14 protein-coding genes are annotated in these 15,313 nt (G+C 65.3%); 1 reads left to right on the plus strand and 13 read right to left on the minus strand.

Annotated elements, in window-relative coordinates; genetic code table 11:
- Positions 1 to 19: 19 nt before the first annotated feature.
- The 13 genes from H9529_RS04450 to H9529_RS04505 all read right to left on the minus strand — a co-directional run bounded on the left by H9529_RS04450 (position 20) and on the right by H9529_RS04505 (position 14,687).
- Complete coding sequence (locus H9529_RS04450; RefSeq protein WP_092889357.1) at positions 20 to 898, minus strand: hydroxymethylglutaryl-CoA lyase; 879 nt, start codon at positions 896 to 898, stop codon at positions 20 to 22.
- Positions 885 to 1,574, minus strand: coding sequence for a glutathione S-transferase family protein (locus H9529_RS04455; RefSeq protein ID WP_092889354.1), 690 nt, complete (start codon positions 1,572 to 1,574; stop codon positions 885 to 887). Before H9529_RS04455 ends, H9529_RS04450 begins: the two co-directional genes overlap by 14 nt.
- Positions 1,571 to 3,610, minus strand: a complete 2,040-nt coding sequence (locus tag H9529_RS04460) for an ATP-binding protein (RefSeq protein ID WP_092889351.1) — start codon at positions 3,608 to 3,610, stop codon at positions 1,571 to 1,573. Before H9529_RS04460 ends, H9529_RS04455 begins: the two co-directional genes overlap by 4 nt.
- A gap of 129 nt (positions 3,611 to 3,739) precedes the next feature.
- Positions 3,740 to 5,263, minus strand: a complete 1,524-nt coding sequence (locus tag H9529_RS04465) for a carboxyl transferase domain-containing protein (RefSeq protein WP_397544898.1) — start codon at positions 5,261 to 5,263, stop codon at positions 3,740 to 3,742.
- 77 nt (positions 5,264 to 5,340) lie between these two features.
- Positions 5,341 to 6,936: an AMP-binding protein gene (locus tag H9529_RS04470; RefSeq protein ID WP_092889345.1), complete on the minus strand. Its 1,596-nt coding sequence runs from the start codon at positions 6,934 to 6,936 to the stop codon at positions 5,341 to 5,343.
- The gene (locus H9529_RS21065; protein WP_256327052.1) at positions 6,936 to 7,064 is read right to left on the minus strand and encodes a hypothetical protein; all 129 of its coding nucleotides are present in this window, start codon (positions 7,062 to 7,064) and stop codon (positions 6,936 to 6,938) included. The genes H9529_RS04470 and H9529_RS21065 overlap by 1 nt, the downstream gene beginning before the upstream one ends.
- Positions 7,064 to 7,567, minus strand: coding sequence for a lysozyme inhibitor LprI family protein (locus H9529_RS04475; RefSeq protein WP_092889342.1), 504 nt, complete (start codon positions 7,565 to 7,567; stop codon positions 7,064 to 7,066). Before H9529_RS04475 ends, H9529_RS21065 begins: the two co-directional genes overlap by 1 nt.
- A complete protein-coding gene (locus H9529_RS04480; RefSeq protein WP_092889339.1) occupies positions 7,564 to 8,727 on the minus strand; it encodes an isovaleryl-CoA dehydrogenase in 1,164 nt (387 codons plus the stop codon). Before H9529_RS04480 ends, H9529_RS04475 begins: the two co-directional genes overlap by 4 nt.
- Positions 8,728 to 8,905: 178 nt before the next feature.
- Entirely contained in the window at positions 8,906 to 9,499 is a 594-nt protein-coding gene (locus tag H9529_RS04485; RefSeq protein WP_092889859.1) for a LysE family translocator, read from the minus strand.
- Between the two features lie 257 nt (positions 9,500 to 9,756).
- Positions 9,757 to 11,139, minus strand: coding sequence for a TRAP transporter large permease (locus tag H9529_RS04490; RefSeq protein ID WP_092889336.1), 1,383 nt, complete (start codon positions 11,137 to 11,139; stop codon positions 9,757 to 9,759).
- A 129-nt stretch (positions 11,140 to 11,268) separates the two neighbouring features.
- Entirely contained in the window at positions 11,269 to 12,267 is a 999-nt protein-coding gene (locus H9529_RS20610) for a TRAP transporter small permease subunit (RefSeq protein WP_218132144.1), read from the minus strand.
- A 147-nt stretch (positions 12,268 to 12,414) separates the two neighbouring features.
- Positions 12,415 to 13,443, minus strand: coding sequence for a TRAP transporter substrate-binding protein (locus H9529_RS04500; protein ID WP_092889333.1), 1,029 nt, complete (start codon positions 13,441 to 13,443; stop codon positions 12,415 to 12,417).
- Positions 13,444 to 13,934: 491 nt separating this feature from the next.
- The gene (locus H9529_RS04505) at positions 13,935 to 14,687 is read right to left on the minus strand and encodes a cytochrome c biogenesis CcdA family protein (protein WP_092889330.1); all 753 of its coding nucleotides are present in this window, start codon (positions 14,685 to 14,687) and stop codon (positions 13,935 to 13,937) included.
- Between the two features lie 297 nt (positions 14,688 to 14,984).
- Between H9529_RS04505 and H9529_RS20615 the strand changes: the two genes are divergently transcribed.
- Complete coding sequence (locus H9529_RS20615) at positions 14,985 to 15,263, plus strand: hypothetical protein (protein ID WP_223814294.1); 279 nt, start codon at positions 14,985 to 14,987, stop codon at positions 15,261 to 15,263.
- Positions 15,264 to 15,313 lie beyond the last annotated feature (50 nt).

Genomic DNA, 15,313 nt, shown 5'->3' on the forward strand with positions numbered 1-15,313 from the left:
CTCCTTGCGTGGTTGGGGGTCAGACAGCATCGCGCGCGCCCCGCATCGCGCGCGCCATCGCGGCGGCCTGTGCGATCACGCCCGAATCCAACCCCGTGGCGTAGCCCAGATCGGTCAGCCGCGCCTGTACCGCCTCGGTTGCGACATTCCCCGCCGCACCCGGCGCATAGGGACAGCCGCCCAGCCCGCCCACGGCGGCATCGAAAACCCGCACCCCCTGCTCCAGCGACACGGCAATATTGTCCAGCGCCCGCCCGGCCGTGTCGTGGAAATGCCCTGCGATAAAATCCGGCGCCACCTCGCCCAGCACCGCGCGCAGCATGGCCGCGATCCGCTCGGGCGTGCCCTGCCCCAATGTGTCGCCCAGCGACACCTCATAGCAGCCCATGTCGCGCAGCGCGGCCACCACCCGGACAACCGCGCCGGGATCGGTCGGCCCGTCGAACGGACAATCCGACACGCAAGAGACATAGCCCCGCACCGGCACCCCATCCGCCTGCGCCTGCGCCAGCACCGGCGCAAAGCGCAACAGACTGTCCGCGACCGAGCAATTCAGGTTCGCCCGGCTGAACCCCTCCGAGGCCGAGCCAAAGACCGCCACCTCACCCGCCTGCGCCGCATGCGCATCCTGGTAGCCGCGCAGGTTCGGCGTCAGCGCGGCATAGCGCACGCCCGGCACGCGGGTGATCCCCGCCAGTACCGCGCCGCTGTCAGCCATCTGCGGCACCCAGCGCGGCGAGACGAAGCTTGCCACCTCGATCCGCCGGAAACCGCCGCGCGACAGGCAATCCACCAGCGCGATCTTGTCGGCCAGCGCGATGGGGCGGGATTCGTTTTGCAACCCGTCGCGCGGGCCGACCTCGAAGATCTCGACGCTGGTTTTCTCAACCTCTGCCATCGGTGCCCTCCTGATCCGCAATTTCCCTGGCGGGCGGCGGATAGAAATCCGCACGGTAGATCTGCGGCACCCCGTCGCGCGCCAGCGCGCGCTGAAACCCGGGCCGCGCGCGCAGCCGCGCCAGATAGGCCGCGACCTGCGGCAGCCCTGCATAATCGACAAACCGCGCCCCGATCATCACGCCATATCCCAGGTGAATATCCACCAGTGAAAACCCCGAGGGCAGCACGAACCCGTCGCCCGCCACCGAAGCCACACTGCGCAGACAATTCTTCAGCCGCGCGGCCTCCAGACGCATCACCGTCGGACTGCGCATATGGTCGTCGCGCAGCGCGATGTGGTGCTGCGTCAGGTTCGACAGATGCGCGCCGATGGTTTCGGCGAAATGCAGCCATTCCAGAAACGCCCCGCGTTCGGCATGGCCCTTGGGGCGGTCCAGATGCGGCGCGCGGGTCTCGGCCAGGTAATTGCCGATCGCCCCGCTTTCAAACAGCGTCTGGCCATCCACCTCCAGCGCCGGCACACGGCCCGCGGGTGAGATCTTCAGGAATTCCGCGCTGCGCAAGGATCTGTCGAAGAACGAATATTCCACCAGCCGGTAATCCGCGCCGATCTCTTCCAACAGCCACAAGGCCCGGAACGACCGCGCCTGCGGCACGTGATGCAGCACGATCATGGCGCGGGGTCGGCTGCGGGAACCGAAGCCGAAGCGGTCGCGGCAGCCGCGCCATCCCCCCCATCCTCCGGTGCCTCAGCCCCCTCGGGCGCCAGCAAGATCAGCGCGGCCCCGGCCTCGACCTGCGTGCCCGGCCCGGCCAGCACCTCGGCGACCGTGCCGTCGCGCGCCGCCACCAGCGTATGCTCCATCTTCATCGCTTCCAGCACCGCAAGCCGCGTGCCCGCCACGACCCGGTCGCCCGGTGCCACCAGTACATCGCGCACCAGCCCCGGCATGGGGGCCAGCACCACACTGTCATCACCCCCCGCAGCCCCCGCGCGCGCCAGCGGATCAACGACGCTGAACACCGTCGCCCCGCCCATCACCGCCGGGTCGAACACCGTCACCTCATCGCCCGCGCGCACGGCGACCGCCGCAACCTTTGCACCATCCACCCGCAACCCGGCGTCACCGTAGGCCACCGCGTGAACGGAACCTTCCAGCCCAACCTCAAACCGACCAGCACCCAGCGTGCTGACCGCGACATCCCGCGCCACACCACCTTGCGTCAGCGTGACCCGCTGCACCAAAGGCTGCCACAGGCAAAAGCCCGACAGCGCCCCGCCCGCGCCCGCGCCCGCCAGCCCCAGCGCATGCAGCGCCGCGACGCACCATTGCGCCGGACCGGGATCGGGCAATGCAGTCAGCGCATCAATATCGCGCGCGATCAGCCCGGTGTCGACATCGCCCATCCCAAAGCCTTCGTGCCGCGCCAACGCCGCCAGAAACGCAAGGTTCGTCACTGTCCCCGCCACCTGCGTATGCTCCAACGCCGCGGCCAGGCGCGACAAGGCCACCGCGCGGGTGGGGCCATGCACGATGACCTTGGCGATCATCGGATCATACCACGGGCTGATCGTATCGCCCGCGCGCACCCCGCTGTCAGCGCGCACGCCCTCAGGAAAGCGCAGATGCGTCAGCCGCCCCGTGGCGGGCAAGAAGCCTGCGGCCACATCCTCGGCGTAAAGCCGTGCCTCGAAGGCATGGCCGCTCAGCACCAGGTCAGATTGCCGCGCGGGCAACCCCTCGCCCGAGGCGACGCGCAACTGCCATTCCACCAGATCGACGCCGGTGACCAGCTCGGTCACGGGATGTTCCACCTGCAACCGCGTGTTCATCTCCATGAACCAGAAGCCATCCGGGCGCAGCCCGCCCGCGCCGTCCACGATGAATTCCACCGTTCCCGCACCGCTGTAGCCGATGGCCTTGGCCGCGCGTACCGCCGCCGCCCCCATGGCCGCGCGCACCGCGTCGGGCATGTCGGGCGCGGGCGCTTCCTCGATCACCTTCTGATGGCGGCGCTGCAAGGAGCAATCGCGCTCGAACAGGTGCACGGCGTCAATACCGTCGCCGAAAACCTGCACCTCGATATGGCGGGGCTTTTCGATGTATTTTTCAACCAATACGGCATCATTGCCAAAGGCATTGCGCGCCTCGGCCCGGGCGCTGTCCAGCCCTTCGGCAAAGCCCTCGGGCGCATCGACCCGGCGCATCCCCTTGCCGCCGCCACCCGCCACCGCCTTGATCAAGACGGGATAGCCGATATGCGCGGCCTCGGCCGCCAGCAACGCCGCATCCTGCCCGGCGCCGTGATACCCGGGGACCACCGGCACCCCCGCCTCGACCATCAGCGCCTTGGCGGCATCCTTCAGCCCCATGGCGCGGATCGCGCGGGCGGACGGACCGATGAACACCAGCCCCGCCGCCGTGACCGCATCGACGAATTCCGGGTTTTCCGACAAGAAACCATAGCCCGGATGGATCGCCTGCGCGCCGGTCGCCTGCGCGGCGGCAATGATCGCATCGCCGCGCAAGTAGCTGTCGCGCGGGGCAGGCCCGCCGATATGCACGGCTTCATCGGCCATCGCCACATGGCGGGCGCCGGCATCAGCGTCGGAATAGACCGCCACCGTTGCCACGCCCATCCGGCGCGCGGTTTCCATCACCCGACACGCAATCTCGCCCCGGTTGGCGATCAGGATCTTGCGGAACATGCGACGCCTCCTTGCCAATCAGGCACAAACACTGCTGCTGCGCGCAAGCTCTCGCAAGGCGCACGGGGTGGGCGGGTGGGCGTGTGCCTTGCGAGAGCGTCGCCCCAACACACACCCGCCCCAGCCCCCTTACATCCGGAACAAGCCAAAGCGCGTCTCCTCGATCGGGGCATTCAGCGCGGCGGACAGCGACAGATGCAGCACATCGCGGGTCTTGCGCGGGTCGATGATGCCGTCGTCCCACAGCCGCGCGCTGGCATAGAGCGGATGCGCCTGACGCTCGAACATCTCGACCGTGGGGCGCTTGAATTCGGCCTCTTCATCCGCCGACCATGCGCCGCCCGCACGCTCGATCGCGTCGCGCTTCACCGTGGCCAGAACGCCCGCCGCCTGCGCCCCGCCCATGACCGAAATCCGGCTGTTCGGCCATGTCCACAGGAAGCGCGGGGAATAGGCCCGCCCCGCCATGCCATAATTGCCCGCGCCAAACGACCCGCCCACCAACATCGTGATCTTGGGCACATTCGTCGTGGCCACCGCCGTGACCATCTTGGCGCCATGCCGCGCGATCCCCTCATTCTCATACTTCCGGCCCACCATGAAGCCGGTGATATTTTGCAAGAAGATCAGCGGGATATTGCGCGAACTGCACAATTCCACGAAATGCGCGCCCTTCACCGCCGCCTCGGAAAACAACACGCCGTTATTCGCCACGATCCCCACCGGACAGCCCATCACATGGGCAAAGCCCGTCACCAGCGTTTCACCAAAGCGCGGCTTGAACTCATCAAAGCGCGAGCCATCGACCACCCGCGCGATCACCTCGCGGATGTCATAGGGCGTGCGCAGATCGGCGGGCACGGCACCCAGAATTTCATCAGGATCATAGGCCGGATCTTCCGCCGACTGCATCACCACCGTCTGGGGCTTGCGGCGGTTGAGGCTGGCGACCGCCCGGCGCGCAATGGCCAGGGCATGCGCGTCATCCTCGGCCAGATAATCCGCCACGCCTGACAGCCGGGTGTGCACATCGCCGCCGCCCAGATCCTCGGCGCTGACAACCTCGCCCGTGGCGGCCTTCACCAAGGGCGGCCCGGCCAGAAAGATCGTGCCCTGATCGCGCACGATGATGGTCACATCCGACATCGCGGGCACATAGGCCCCACCGGCAGTGCACGACCCCATCACCACAGCGATCTGCGCAATCCCCTTGGACGACATCCGCGCCTGATTGTAGAAAATGCGCCCGAAATGGTCGCGGTCGGGGAACACCTCGTCTTGCTGCGGCAGGTTCGCGCCGCCACTGTCCACCAGATAAATGCAGGGCAGATGGTTCGCCTCGGCGATCTCTTGCGCGCGCAGGTGTTTCTTCACGGTCATCGGGAAATAGGTGCCACCCTTCACGGTGGCATCGTTGCACACCACCATGACGTCCAGGCCCTGCACCCGGCCGATCCCCGCAATCACGCCCGCGCCGGGGGCAGCATTGTCATAAAGGCCATGCGCGGCAAAGGCCCCGATTTCCAGAAACGGGCTGCCGGGGTCCAGAAGGTTTGACACGCGCTCGCGCGGAAGCATCTTGCCGCGCGCCACATGCCGGTCGCGCGCCTTCGCGCCGCCACCCGCCGCAGCAAGCTCTGCCGCCGCGCGCATCTCGGCCAGCGCGTCCAGATGTGCGGCCCGGTTGGCGCGGAACGTGTCAGACCCGGTCAGGATGGCAGAGCTTAGTTTCACGGTGTCTTTCCTTCATCAAGGGCATCGTCGGCATCGCCCGCCTCAGCCATAGCCCGCGCCTTCAACGCGCGCCGGATGATCTTGCCCGTCACCGTCATCGGCAGGCTGTCCACAAACGTCACTTCGCGCGGGGTCAGATGGTGCGACAGGTTGCGCCCGACATGGGCTTTCAATGCCTGCGCCAAGGCTTCATCGCCGGTGTGCCCCGGCGACAGCACCACATAAGCCACCACCGCCTGCCCCCGCAGCGCGCAGGGTTTGCCGACCACGGCGGCCATGCTGACCGATGCGTGGCGGATCAGGCAATCCTCGATCTCTGACGGGCCAATCCGGTAGCCCGCGCTGCTGATCACATCATCCTCGCGCCCCACAAAGCGCAGATCCGGCCCGTCCCAGATGCCCCGGTCGCCGGTCAGCATCCAGTCGCCCCGGAACTTTTCCGCCGTCGCCGCCGCGTTCTGCCAATACCCCAGCATCATCGAGGCCGCGCCGCGCGCCACCGCAACCTCGCCCTCGGCATCCGCGACCGGCTGCCCGGTGTCGTCGAGCACCGCCAGCTCAAACCCCGGCACCGCGCGCCCGATGCAGCCCGGCCGCGTGACAAACAGCCCCGCGCAACTGCTGGCCACCATGTTGCATTCGGTCTGGCCGTAGAACTCGTTGATCGTCAGCCCGAACGCCCCGCGCCCCCAGTCCAGCATCTGCGCGCCCAAAGGTTCCCCCCCCGACGCGACCGAGCGCAGGCCCGGGAGCCGCACCCCATCGGCGCGCAGCATCTTCAGCGCGGTCGGCGGAAAGAACACGTTGCGCACCGTCCCCGCGCGGATCACCTTGAGACACGCGGCGCTGGTAAACTTCGGCAAACGCGCGGCCACCACCGGCACCCCCAGCGCCAACCCCGGCATCAGCACGTCGAACAGACCGCCAATCCAGGCCCAGTCGGCGGGCGTCCAGAGGCAATCGCCCGGCTGGCCCAGATAATCATGGCTGACCTCTACCCCCGGCAGATGCCCGGTCAGCACCAGGTGGCCATGCAGCGCGCCCTTCGGTGCCCCTGTGGTGCCCGAGGTATAGATCAACACCGCCGGATCCTCTGGCCCGGTGTCGGCGATGGGGAATGGCGCGCGCTCCAGCGTCAGATCCTCGGGCACATGCAGGGGCAGCGAAAGGCCCCCCAACGCGCCCGCCCCTTCGGCGTCGCAGACCACATGGCGCGCGCCACTGTCGCCCAGCCGGACGCGCAAGGCATCGGGGCCGAACAACTTGAACAACGGGACCGAGATCGCGCCCAATTGCCACACCGCCAGATGCGCCGCCGCCGTCCACGGGCTTTGCGTGCGAAACACCGCCACCCGGTCGCCGGGGCCGACGCCCGCGCCCGCCAGATGCCGCGCCAACCCATGCGCCATCCCGGCCAGATCACCGAAACTCAGATCCACCCGGGTCTCGCCCGTCAGATCAATCAGCGCGAGGCCCCCGGGCTCTGCCGCCGCGCGGTCGAAACACGCCTGCCGCGCCATGTTGAGGCGGGGCGGCAGGTTCCACCGGAACCCGTCGCGCAGGGCGCGATAACTGCTGGCCGGGCGCAGCATCACAGGCACCCCGGCTGCGGCACTACAGCCATGGCCATGACGCCCGCGCCGCGCGCCCCGGCTTTGGCGCGCAAGGCCGCGCCGCAGCCGCGATCCGCCAGCGCAATCAGGGGTGCCACCCGCCGCATCACATCGGCCTCAGCGCCAGGTCCAGCATCAGCGTCTGCCGCGCAGTCAGGTCCAGCAGACAGCCGACATAGATCGTGCTGGCCCCGGTGCCGCCGAACCAGTCCAGCGCGGCATATTCGCAACTGCGGTCACGAAACGCGATCCACGCCCGCTGCATGTCGCGCAGGGCATCGGCACCGGACGGGCGGTCGGGGTCGAACGCTTCGGCATCGCGCGCGCGCTCTTTCGCCATCAGGTCGCTGTATGACACGTTCAGCCGCGCGTCCCACCATTGCACCTCGGCATCGGTGCACGCGTTCATGCCATAGGTGGAATAGCCGCCCTCGGTGCTTTCCATGCACGCTTTCGCCGCCAGCCCGATACATTCCGCCCCGTCCCCGGCATGCGCCACGCAATTCGCCAGCAGCACCGGGTTGAACGCAATATCTTGCGCCTGCGCGGGGGCTGCCAGCAGCAACGCCGCCAATACCGCCCCGCCTGAAATCCCCAAGGCCGGTGTCATCCCATCGCCCCCATCATCTCGCGGCCTACCAGCATCCGGCGGATCTCGGACGTGCCCGCGCCGATCTCCATCAACTTCGCATCGCGGAACATCCGGCTGACGGGGCTGTCGTTCATGAAGCCCGCGCCGCCCATCGCCTGCACCGCCTGATGCGCGACCACCATCGCCTCTTCCGAGGCATAGAGCACACAGGCCGCCGCATCCTGCCGGGTCACATCGCCCCGGTCGCAGGCCTTCGCGACCTCATAGACATAGGCCCGGGCCGAATTCATCTTGGTGTACATATCGGCGATCTTGCCCTGCATCAGTTGGAAATCCCCGATGCGCTGGCCGAACTGCTTGCGCTCGGTCATGTAGGGCATGATCTCATCCAGACAGGCGGCCATGATGCCGGTGCCGATGCCCGACAGCACCACGCGCTCATAATCAAGGCCGGACATCAGCACGCGCACGCCGCGCCCTTCCTCGCCCAGCACATTTTCGAACGGCACTTCGACATCCTCGAACACCAGCTCTGCCGTGTTCGAACCCCGCATGCCCAGCTTGTCGAAATGCGCGCTGGTCGAAAAGCCCGCCATGGATTTTTCGATCAGGAAGGCCGTGATCCCGCGCGACCCGGCGTCGGGGTCGGTCTTTGCATACACCACCAGCGTATCGGCATCCGGCCCGTTGGTGATCCAGTATTTCGTACCGTTCAGGACGTAGCGGTCGTTGCGCCGCTCGGCCCGCAGGCGCATGCCCACGACGTCGCTGCCTGCACCCGCCTCGGACATCGCCAGCGCGCCGACATGCGCGCCGGAAACCAGCCCGGGCAGGTATTTTTCTTTCTGTGCTTGGGTGCCGTTCAGGCTGATCTGGTTCACGCACAGGTTGGAATGCGCCCCATACGACAGCGCGACCGAGGCCGAGGCCCGCGCGATTTCCTCCACCGCCACGGTATGCGCCAGATAGCCCATGCCCGCGCCGCCGAATTCCTCGGACACGGTGATGCCCAACAGGCCCAGATCGCCCATTTCGGCCCACAATTCGGGGGGGAAATGGTTGGTGCGGTCCACGTCGGCGGCGATGGGTTTTACCCGCTCCTGCGCCCAGCGGTGCACCATATCGCGCAGCGCGCCGATGTCTTCGCCCAGATCAAATCGCATGGATGCGGTGAACATCGCCGACCCCTCCCCAAGGTTTATTGAACGCCCGTTCAATAAAACTAACGGCCCGCCTGAGTCGGGTCAAGTGGGTCGCGCGCCCCGCAACACAGCGCGACGTTGCGTTACGACCTGCCGCGCGCGCGCAGATCTGGGCGCAAGTCAGGGCGCATATCTGGGCGCTTTCAGCAAAGCGTCACCGGAACACCATCAGCGCCGACAGCGCCAGCAGCGCCGCCATGATCCGCATGAAGATCTTCCACCGCAGGGGCGAGGTCAGCAGCGTTGTCAGCAATGCCCCCGCGCTGGTCCAGAACAGGCAGACGCCCAGGTTCACGCCGCTGAACGCCACGCCCAGCCGCGCGCCCTCCCACAGCGCAGGCCAGCCCGCGCCGTAGCCGGCGGATGCCGCAAAGGCGATTGCCCAGACCTTGGGGTTGATCCACTGGAATAAAACCGCCTGCCAGAACCGCATCGGCTGGCCCGCGTCATCCACCTCGGCCCGGGGGCCGCGTGTCGCCTTGAAGTAATTCCACGCCATATAGACGATCCAGGCCGCCGCCAGCACGCGCAGCACCATCGCCAGCCCGGGATTGGCCAGGATCAGCGCGCCAACGCCAAACGCCGTGATCCCCGCCGTGATCCCCACCCCCAGCACCACGCCGAACAGATGCGGCAGGCTGCGCACAAAACCGAACCGCGCGCCCGATGCCGTCAGCATGATGACATTCGGCCCGGGGGAAAACAGGCCCAGAAACACGAAGGTGTAAAGCAGCGGATCAAAGAACATCGTGAAAGGCCCCGTCTTGGGCACGCAGGCAAGAATGGGCGCATTTTGCCCCCGGCGCCGCGCACCTGTCATTGCAATAAATGCGCCCCGGCAAAGGGGGGCGAAGCGCTACACGGGTGCGGCCCCCCCTTTGGCGCGTCATCGCCCGGCCTGTCTCGGCCGGGCGATTCATACCTCAGGTGCCCCGTTTCAGGCCCGCATCAGGCCCAGACCGAGGCCCAGACCGAAGCCCAGACTGCGGCGCAATCTCTGGCCCGTCAGCCCAGCACGAAACTGGGGAACCACAGCACCACGGCCGGGAAGGCCAGACACATCCCCAACCCCGCAAGCTGCAGCATCACGAACGGGATGATCCCCTTGTAGATCTGCTGGATCTTCACCTCGGGCGGGGCGACGCCTTTCATGTAGAACAGCGCAAAGCCGAACGGTGGCGTCAAGAAGCTGGTTTGCAGGTTCACCGCCACCAGGATCAGGAACCAGATGATGATCGGCTGGCTTACGCCGTCCCATTGGCCGACATGCCCCCCGAAATCCAACAGGCCCACGATGGGCGCAAAGATCGGCAGCACGATCAGCGTGATCTCGATCCAGTCAAAGAAGAAGCCCAGCAAGAACACCATCGCCATCAGCACGAACAGGATGGACCAGGGGCCAACCCCGTTGTTCTGGATGAACTCGACGATCAGATGCTCACCGCCCAGCGTGCGGAACACGAAGGCAAAGGCCGTGGCGCCCACGAAGATGCCAAACAGCATCGCGCCCGTCAGGGCAGACCGTTTGCAGACGTCAACGAACACCGCCCAGGTCAGTTGCTTGTTGAACCACGCCAGCAAGACCGAGCCCGCAGCCCCCACGCCCGCCGCTTCCGTCGGCGTGGCGAAACCCGCAAAGATCGACCCCAGAACCAGCGCGATCAGGAAGATCGGCGGCAGGAAGGACCGCGCGATCATCGCCCAGAACTCGCCCCGCGTGCCGGGGCCGATATCCTCGGGCATCGGCGGGGCCAACTCGGGCTTCAACCGGCACAGGATGAAGATGTAGATCAGGTAGAACAGCGCGATCAGAAGCCCCGGCATCACCGCAGCGACGAACACCGTGCCCACCGGCACCGACAACAGATCCGACATGATGACCAGCATGATCGACGGCGGGATCAAGATGCCCAGCGTCCCCGATGACGCGATCGTGCCGGTGGCCAGCGGAATGTTGTAATTCCGCTCCATCATCACCGGCAGCGCCATCAGCGTCATCATCACCACCGACGCGCCGATGATGCCGGTCGTCGCCGCCATGATCGTGCCCATCAAGGTCACCGACAGCGCCAGCCCGCCCGGCACCCGCCGCGTCAGCACCTGAAGCGCATAAAGCAGGTCGCGCGCCGCCCCTGATTTCTCCAGCATCGTGCCCATGAAGGTGAACATCGGAATCGCCACCAGCACCAGGTTCTCTACCGTGCCGCCAAAGATCCGCAGCGGGATCAACGTCAGCTGCGTCAGCCGGAAACTGCCGAACACGTCGCCCAGTACGGCGAAACCCAGCGCGACCCCGCCCAGGATGAAGGCCACCGGATAGCCGGTGAACAGCAATATCGCCAAGGCCCCGAACATCAGGATCGGCAGGTATTCCACGAAAAATTCCATTATCTCTGCGTCCTTTGAAGCATGTTGCGAAAAAGGGGGACCCGATTTTTCGCTTCCCGAACATGCGGTATCAACAAGTGTCAGCCTGTCGCGTGCATGGAAGGGCACGCGACGCGGCTGCGATCAGGCTCAGGCGGCTTTGACCGGGGCAATGGCATGTTGCGTCCCGGCATAGAAACCCGATTCCTCCCGCAGAGAGGGGGGGCCAAACAGATAGACCACGCATTTCAGCGCCACCGACATGCCCGCCAGCGCCAGCAGGGTAAAGCCCAGCGGCAGCAAACTCTTGATGATGAAACGATGGTCCAGCCCGGTCTGCGCGGCCGAGCTTTCGCCGATGTCATACGACCGGATCGCCATCTCCGACCCATATTGCATGATGACATAGCAATAGGGCACCATGAACAGGATCGCGCCCAGAAGCTCGATCCAGACACGGGTGCGCGGGCGCAGCATGTCGCGCACCAGCTCGATGCGCACATGGGAATCCTTCACATAGCCATAGCCCAGCGTCATCAGGAACAGCGCGCCGTGCAGATGCCACTCCATCTCCTGCAACTTGGTCGAGGTGAAGATCTTGTACCATTCTGTATTGGTGAAGCCGGGATCAAAGCCCAGGTATTTGCGCTGCAACACGTCATAGACGATGATCAACATCATCGGCACAAACAACAGCGCCGCCGCGATGCCCACCCGCTCCACGAAAGCCTGCAAGCCATTGCTGGCATCCATCATGTACCGATGCGCCCCCACCGGCGCGCGCCGTGTCCCGATGATGAACAACACCAGCAACAGCACGGCAATCGCCACTTGCAGCCACAGGGCGAAAGGCGCCAGCGTCGCGTAGAAATCCAGCAGGGCCTGCGCCTCTTCATCGCCGCGCCGCGCGACACGGGCCAGGGCATTGGCCTGCCGGTCGGTCAGCGAGAACGGCGCCACGATCATGATCGCGAACCAGCCCAGCAGCACCGCAGCGGCAAACAGCCCCGGATTGCCGCGCAAGAACGCCGCAACACCATAGCTGGCAAGGATCGCCACCAGCACATAGAACATCTGCGGCGAAGATTCGGGCAAGATGACCAGCACGGACGACGCAAGTATCGAGAGGATGGAAAACACGGACCCCATCAGCAAACTCCGACTGTGGCATGGCGCGCCATCGCAGGCGCGGAACACGCGTGAGTTTCGCGGCACACCGACAGCTTGCGCGTCCGGTGCGTGCGGAAGGGCACCCCCGCCGGGGGGTGCCCTGATCGCAATCTAACCGAAAACGGTTTACTCGAGATAGCCCAGTTCGCCCCAGCGGCTGTAGTTTTCGCGGAACGTCGTGTAGCTTTCATAGGTCCGTGCGAAATCGGCATCTGCAGCAGATTCCTCTGCCGCCACTTCCAGCCATGCCGCTTCCAGCGCTTCCAGGATCGAGGGGGACAGCGTGTTGATGTTCACGCCGTTGGCTTCAAGCTCGGCCAGCGCGTCGAATTGCAGCGCCTCACCCTCGGCCAGACCGTACGCAATGTTCGCGTCGCACACCGTCTCGATCTTGAACTGGGTCGATTCGTCCAGGCTTTCCCACAGATCCAGGTTGATCATCAGATCGAACAGCGTCGATTGCTGGTGCCAGCCGGGGAAGTAGTATTCCGACGCCACCTGATAGAACCCAAGGCTCAGGTCGATCGCGGGCATGGAGAATTCGGTCGCGTCAATCGTGCCAAGTTCCAGCGCGGGGAAGATGTCGCCACCGGCCAGAAGCTGCGTGGACACGCCCATCTTCTCCATGACCTTCGCGCCAAGACCGAAGAAGCGCATGGTCAGGCCCTGAAGATCGCCCGGTTCGTTGATCGGGTTGCGGAACCAGCCGGCGGCCTCGGGCGCGATGATGGCACAGTGGATGCCCTTGATGTTGTGCGGCTCATAAAGCTCATCGAACAGCTCCTTGCCGCCGCCGAACTTTACCCAGGCCAGGTACTCGCCCGCTTGCGGCCCGAACGGCACCGCGGCCAACAGTTGCAGCGCAGGCACCCGGCCCGCCCAATAACCCGGCGTGGACCAACCGGCCTCGACCGCGCCCGTGCCGACCGCGTCAAAGACTTCCAGCGCAGGCACGATCGCGCCGGGCTCCTGGAAATCGACGTTGATGTCGCCGTCGGTGATACGGGTGATCTGATCCGCGATGCGAATGCCCAGCGTGCCAAGCTGCGTCAGCGACCCCGGATAGGTCGATTGCAGGTTCCAGTTTTCCTGCGCCTGAACGCTGCCTGCAAACATCGCTGCGCAGACGGCTGTCGTCGTCAAAAGTTTGTTCATCTGGGTCTCCCCCCCATTATGTTTGGTGTCATGTCGCCTTGACCGGCGGCAGACTTGGCGCCGTTAAGCGCAAGCTCAGAATGGCTGGGCATTGCCGCGTTGCCAAGTGTTTTTACCAACGGTTCCGCAATTAAACGTCACGTCACGGGCACGATGGTAAAATAATATTACCAGTCCAGCGTTGCAAACGCGGCATTTCAGGGTGTGCGGGGTGTCTGTGACGTGTCCCGCACACGTTGCGGGTACACCTTGGGATTCGGCCGCTTGACCAATCGCGCGAACGTCTGGACCCAGGGTCCCTGCCCCGGATCGTTCCCCTACTCCTGTCGCGAATCTGGCCCCAAAGCTGCTCCGGAATCCTGACGGCAGTGCCGCCGCCACTGCCCGCGCGTGGAGACGTTAACGCGACACTGCCGCACCGCGCGTATGTATCGAATCCATACCGATTCCATACTGTTTCCAGACGCGGTTTTCCGGCCCTTTTCGCGCCGTTAACCGATACGCGACAGCGCCGGAAACGCCTCCAGCAGCCACCAGCTGAAGGCCGAAAACGCCCCCGTGACCAGCGCGATCCCCACGATCAGAAGCAGCCCGCCCATGATCTTCTCGATCAGCGCCATGTGCGGTTTAAGCTTGTTCATCAATGACATGGACCGCTGCACAAAGATCGCCGCCAGCAAGAACGGCAACCCCAGCCCCAGCGCATAGACCCCAAGCAGCAGCGTACCGCGCGTCACCGTCGCCTCGGCCGCCGCCATCGACAGAATCATCCCCAGCACCGGCCCGATGCACGGCGTCCAACCAAAGGCAAAAGCCAGCCCCAGCACATAAGCGCCAAGCGCCGAGCCGCCCTTGTCCCCCGCATCGACCCGCACATCGCGCATCAACAGCGGGATTCGAAAAACACCAATGAAATGAAGACCGAAGATGATGACAACCACGCCTGAAATCTTGGAAAACAGATCCTGATTGCGCAGAAAAAGGTTGCCCATGGTGGATGCGGTAAAGCCCAGCAGCAGGAAAACCGTGGACAGCCCCATGACGAAAAACACCGCTGGCAAAATCGCCTTGCGCGACCTTTCGCCCGTTTCGGTGAATTCCTGCATGGAAATCCCGCCCATATAGGCAAGGTATGGCGGGACAATTGGCAGCACGCAGGGCGACAGGAACGACAAAACCCCCGCCCCAAGCGCGATCGAAACCGCCAGAAGCAGCGTTGCATCAAAAATATCGACACCGAACATGCAGGGCCTCACAACTGAAATCACGGCATTTTCTGCCCATCGGGCGGCTGCGGCGCAGTTGGATACAGCCAATCCGCCTGCAAACTGCAGCCATCGCCCGCGCATTTACCATATCTTAGCACGCAGCGGGTACAACTTCATGAAGCGCTTGGTCACGTCATCGTGGCAGCGCCTGCGACATTCCGGCAGAAGGCCGGGACAGGTCACGCCGAAGGCGGACCGTAATACCAGCGCCGAAGGCGCGCCAGTCACAGCGCAGAATGCGCCTTTGACGATCTGTGCTAAAGCCATGCGCGCATGGCCGCGACATGCCCAAACGGCAGCGCGCCCCGGCATGATGGCAAAGCGCCTGCGCTGAACGCGCCCGCAGCGTCCAGCGCCAAAGGCGTCATGGGCTGTCGCGGTAGCGACACCCGGCCCTGCGCGACAATCAGGCGACGGTCGGCCAATGCTCATGGCCGCCGTGCCACGCCCCGGCGCGCATTAAAGCGGGCGCTGAACCACGTTCAGCGCCCGTTTGTCGTGTACCGTTTCAAGGAATGCCGCGCCAAGCGCCGCATCGACCTAACCATCTGACTAAAAACAACTTTAGCAAAAAACAGCCGTCGAGGGCCACGCATGGCCGG

Origin of the sequence: Roseicitreum antarcticum, assembly GCF_014681765.1 — a bacterium.
In the GTDB taxonomy this organism is placed as follows: domain Bacteria; phylum Pseudomonadota; class Alphaproteobacteria; order Rhodobacterales; family Rhodobacteraceae; genus Roseicitreum; species Roseicitreum antarcticum.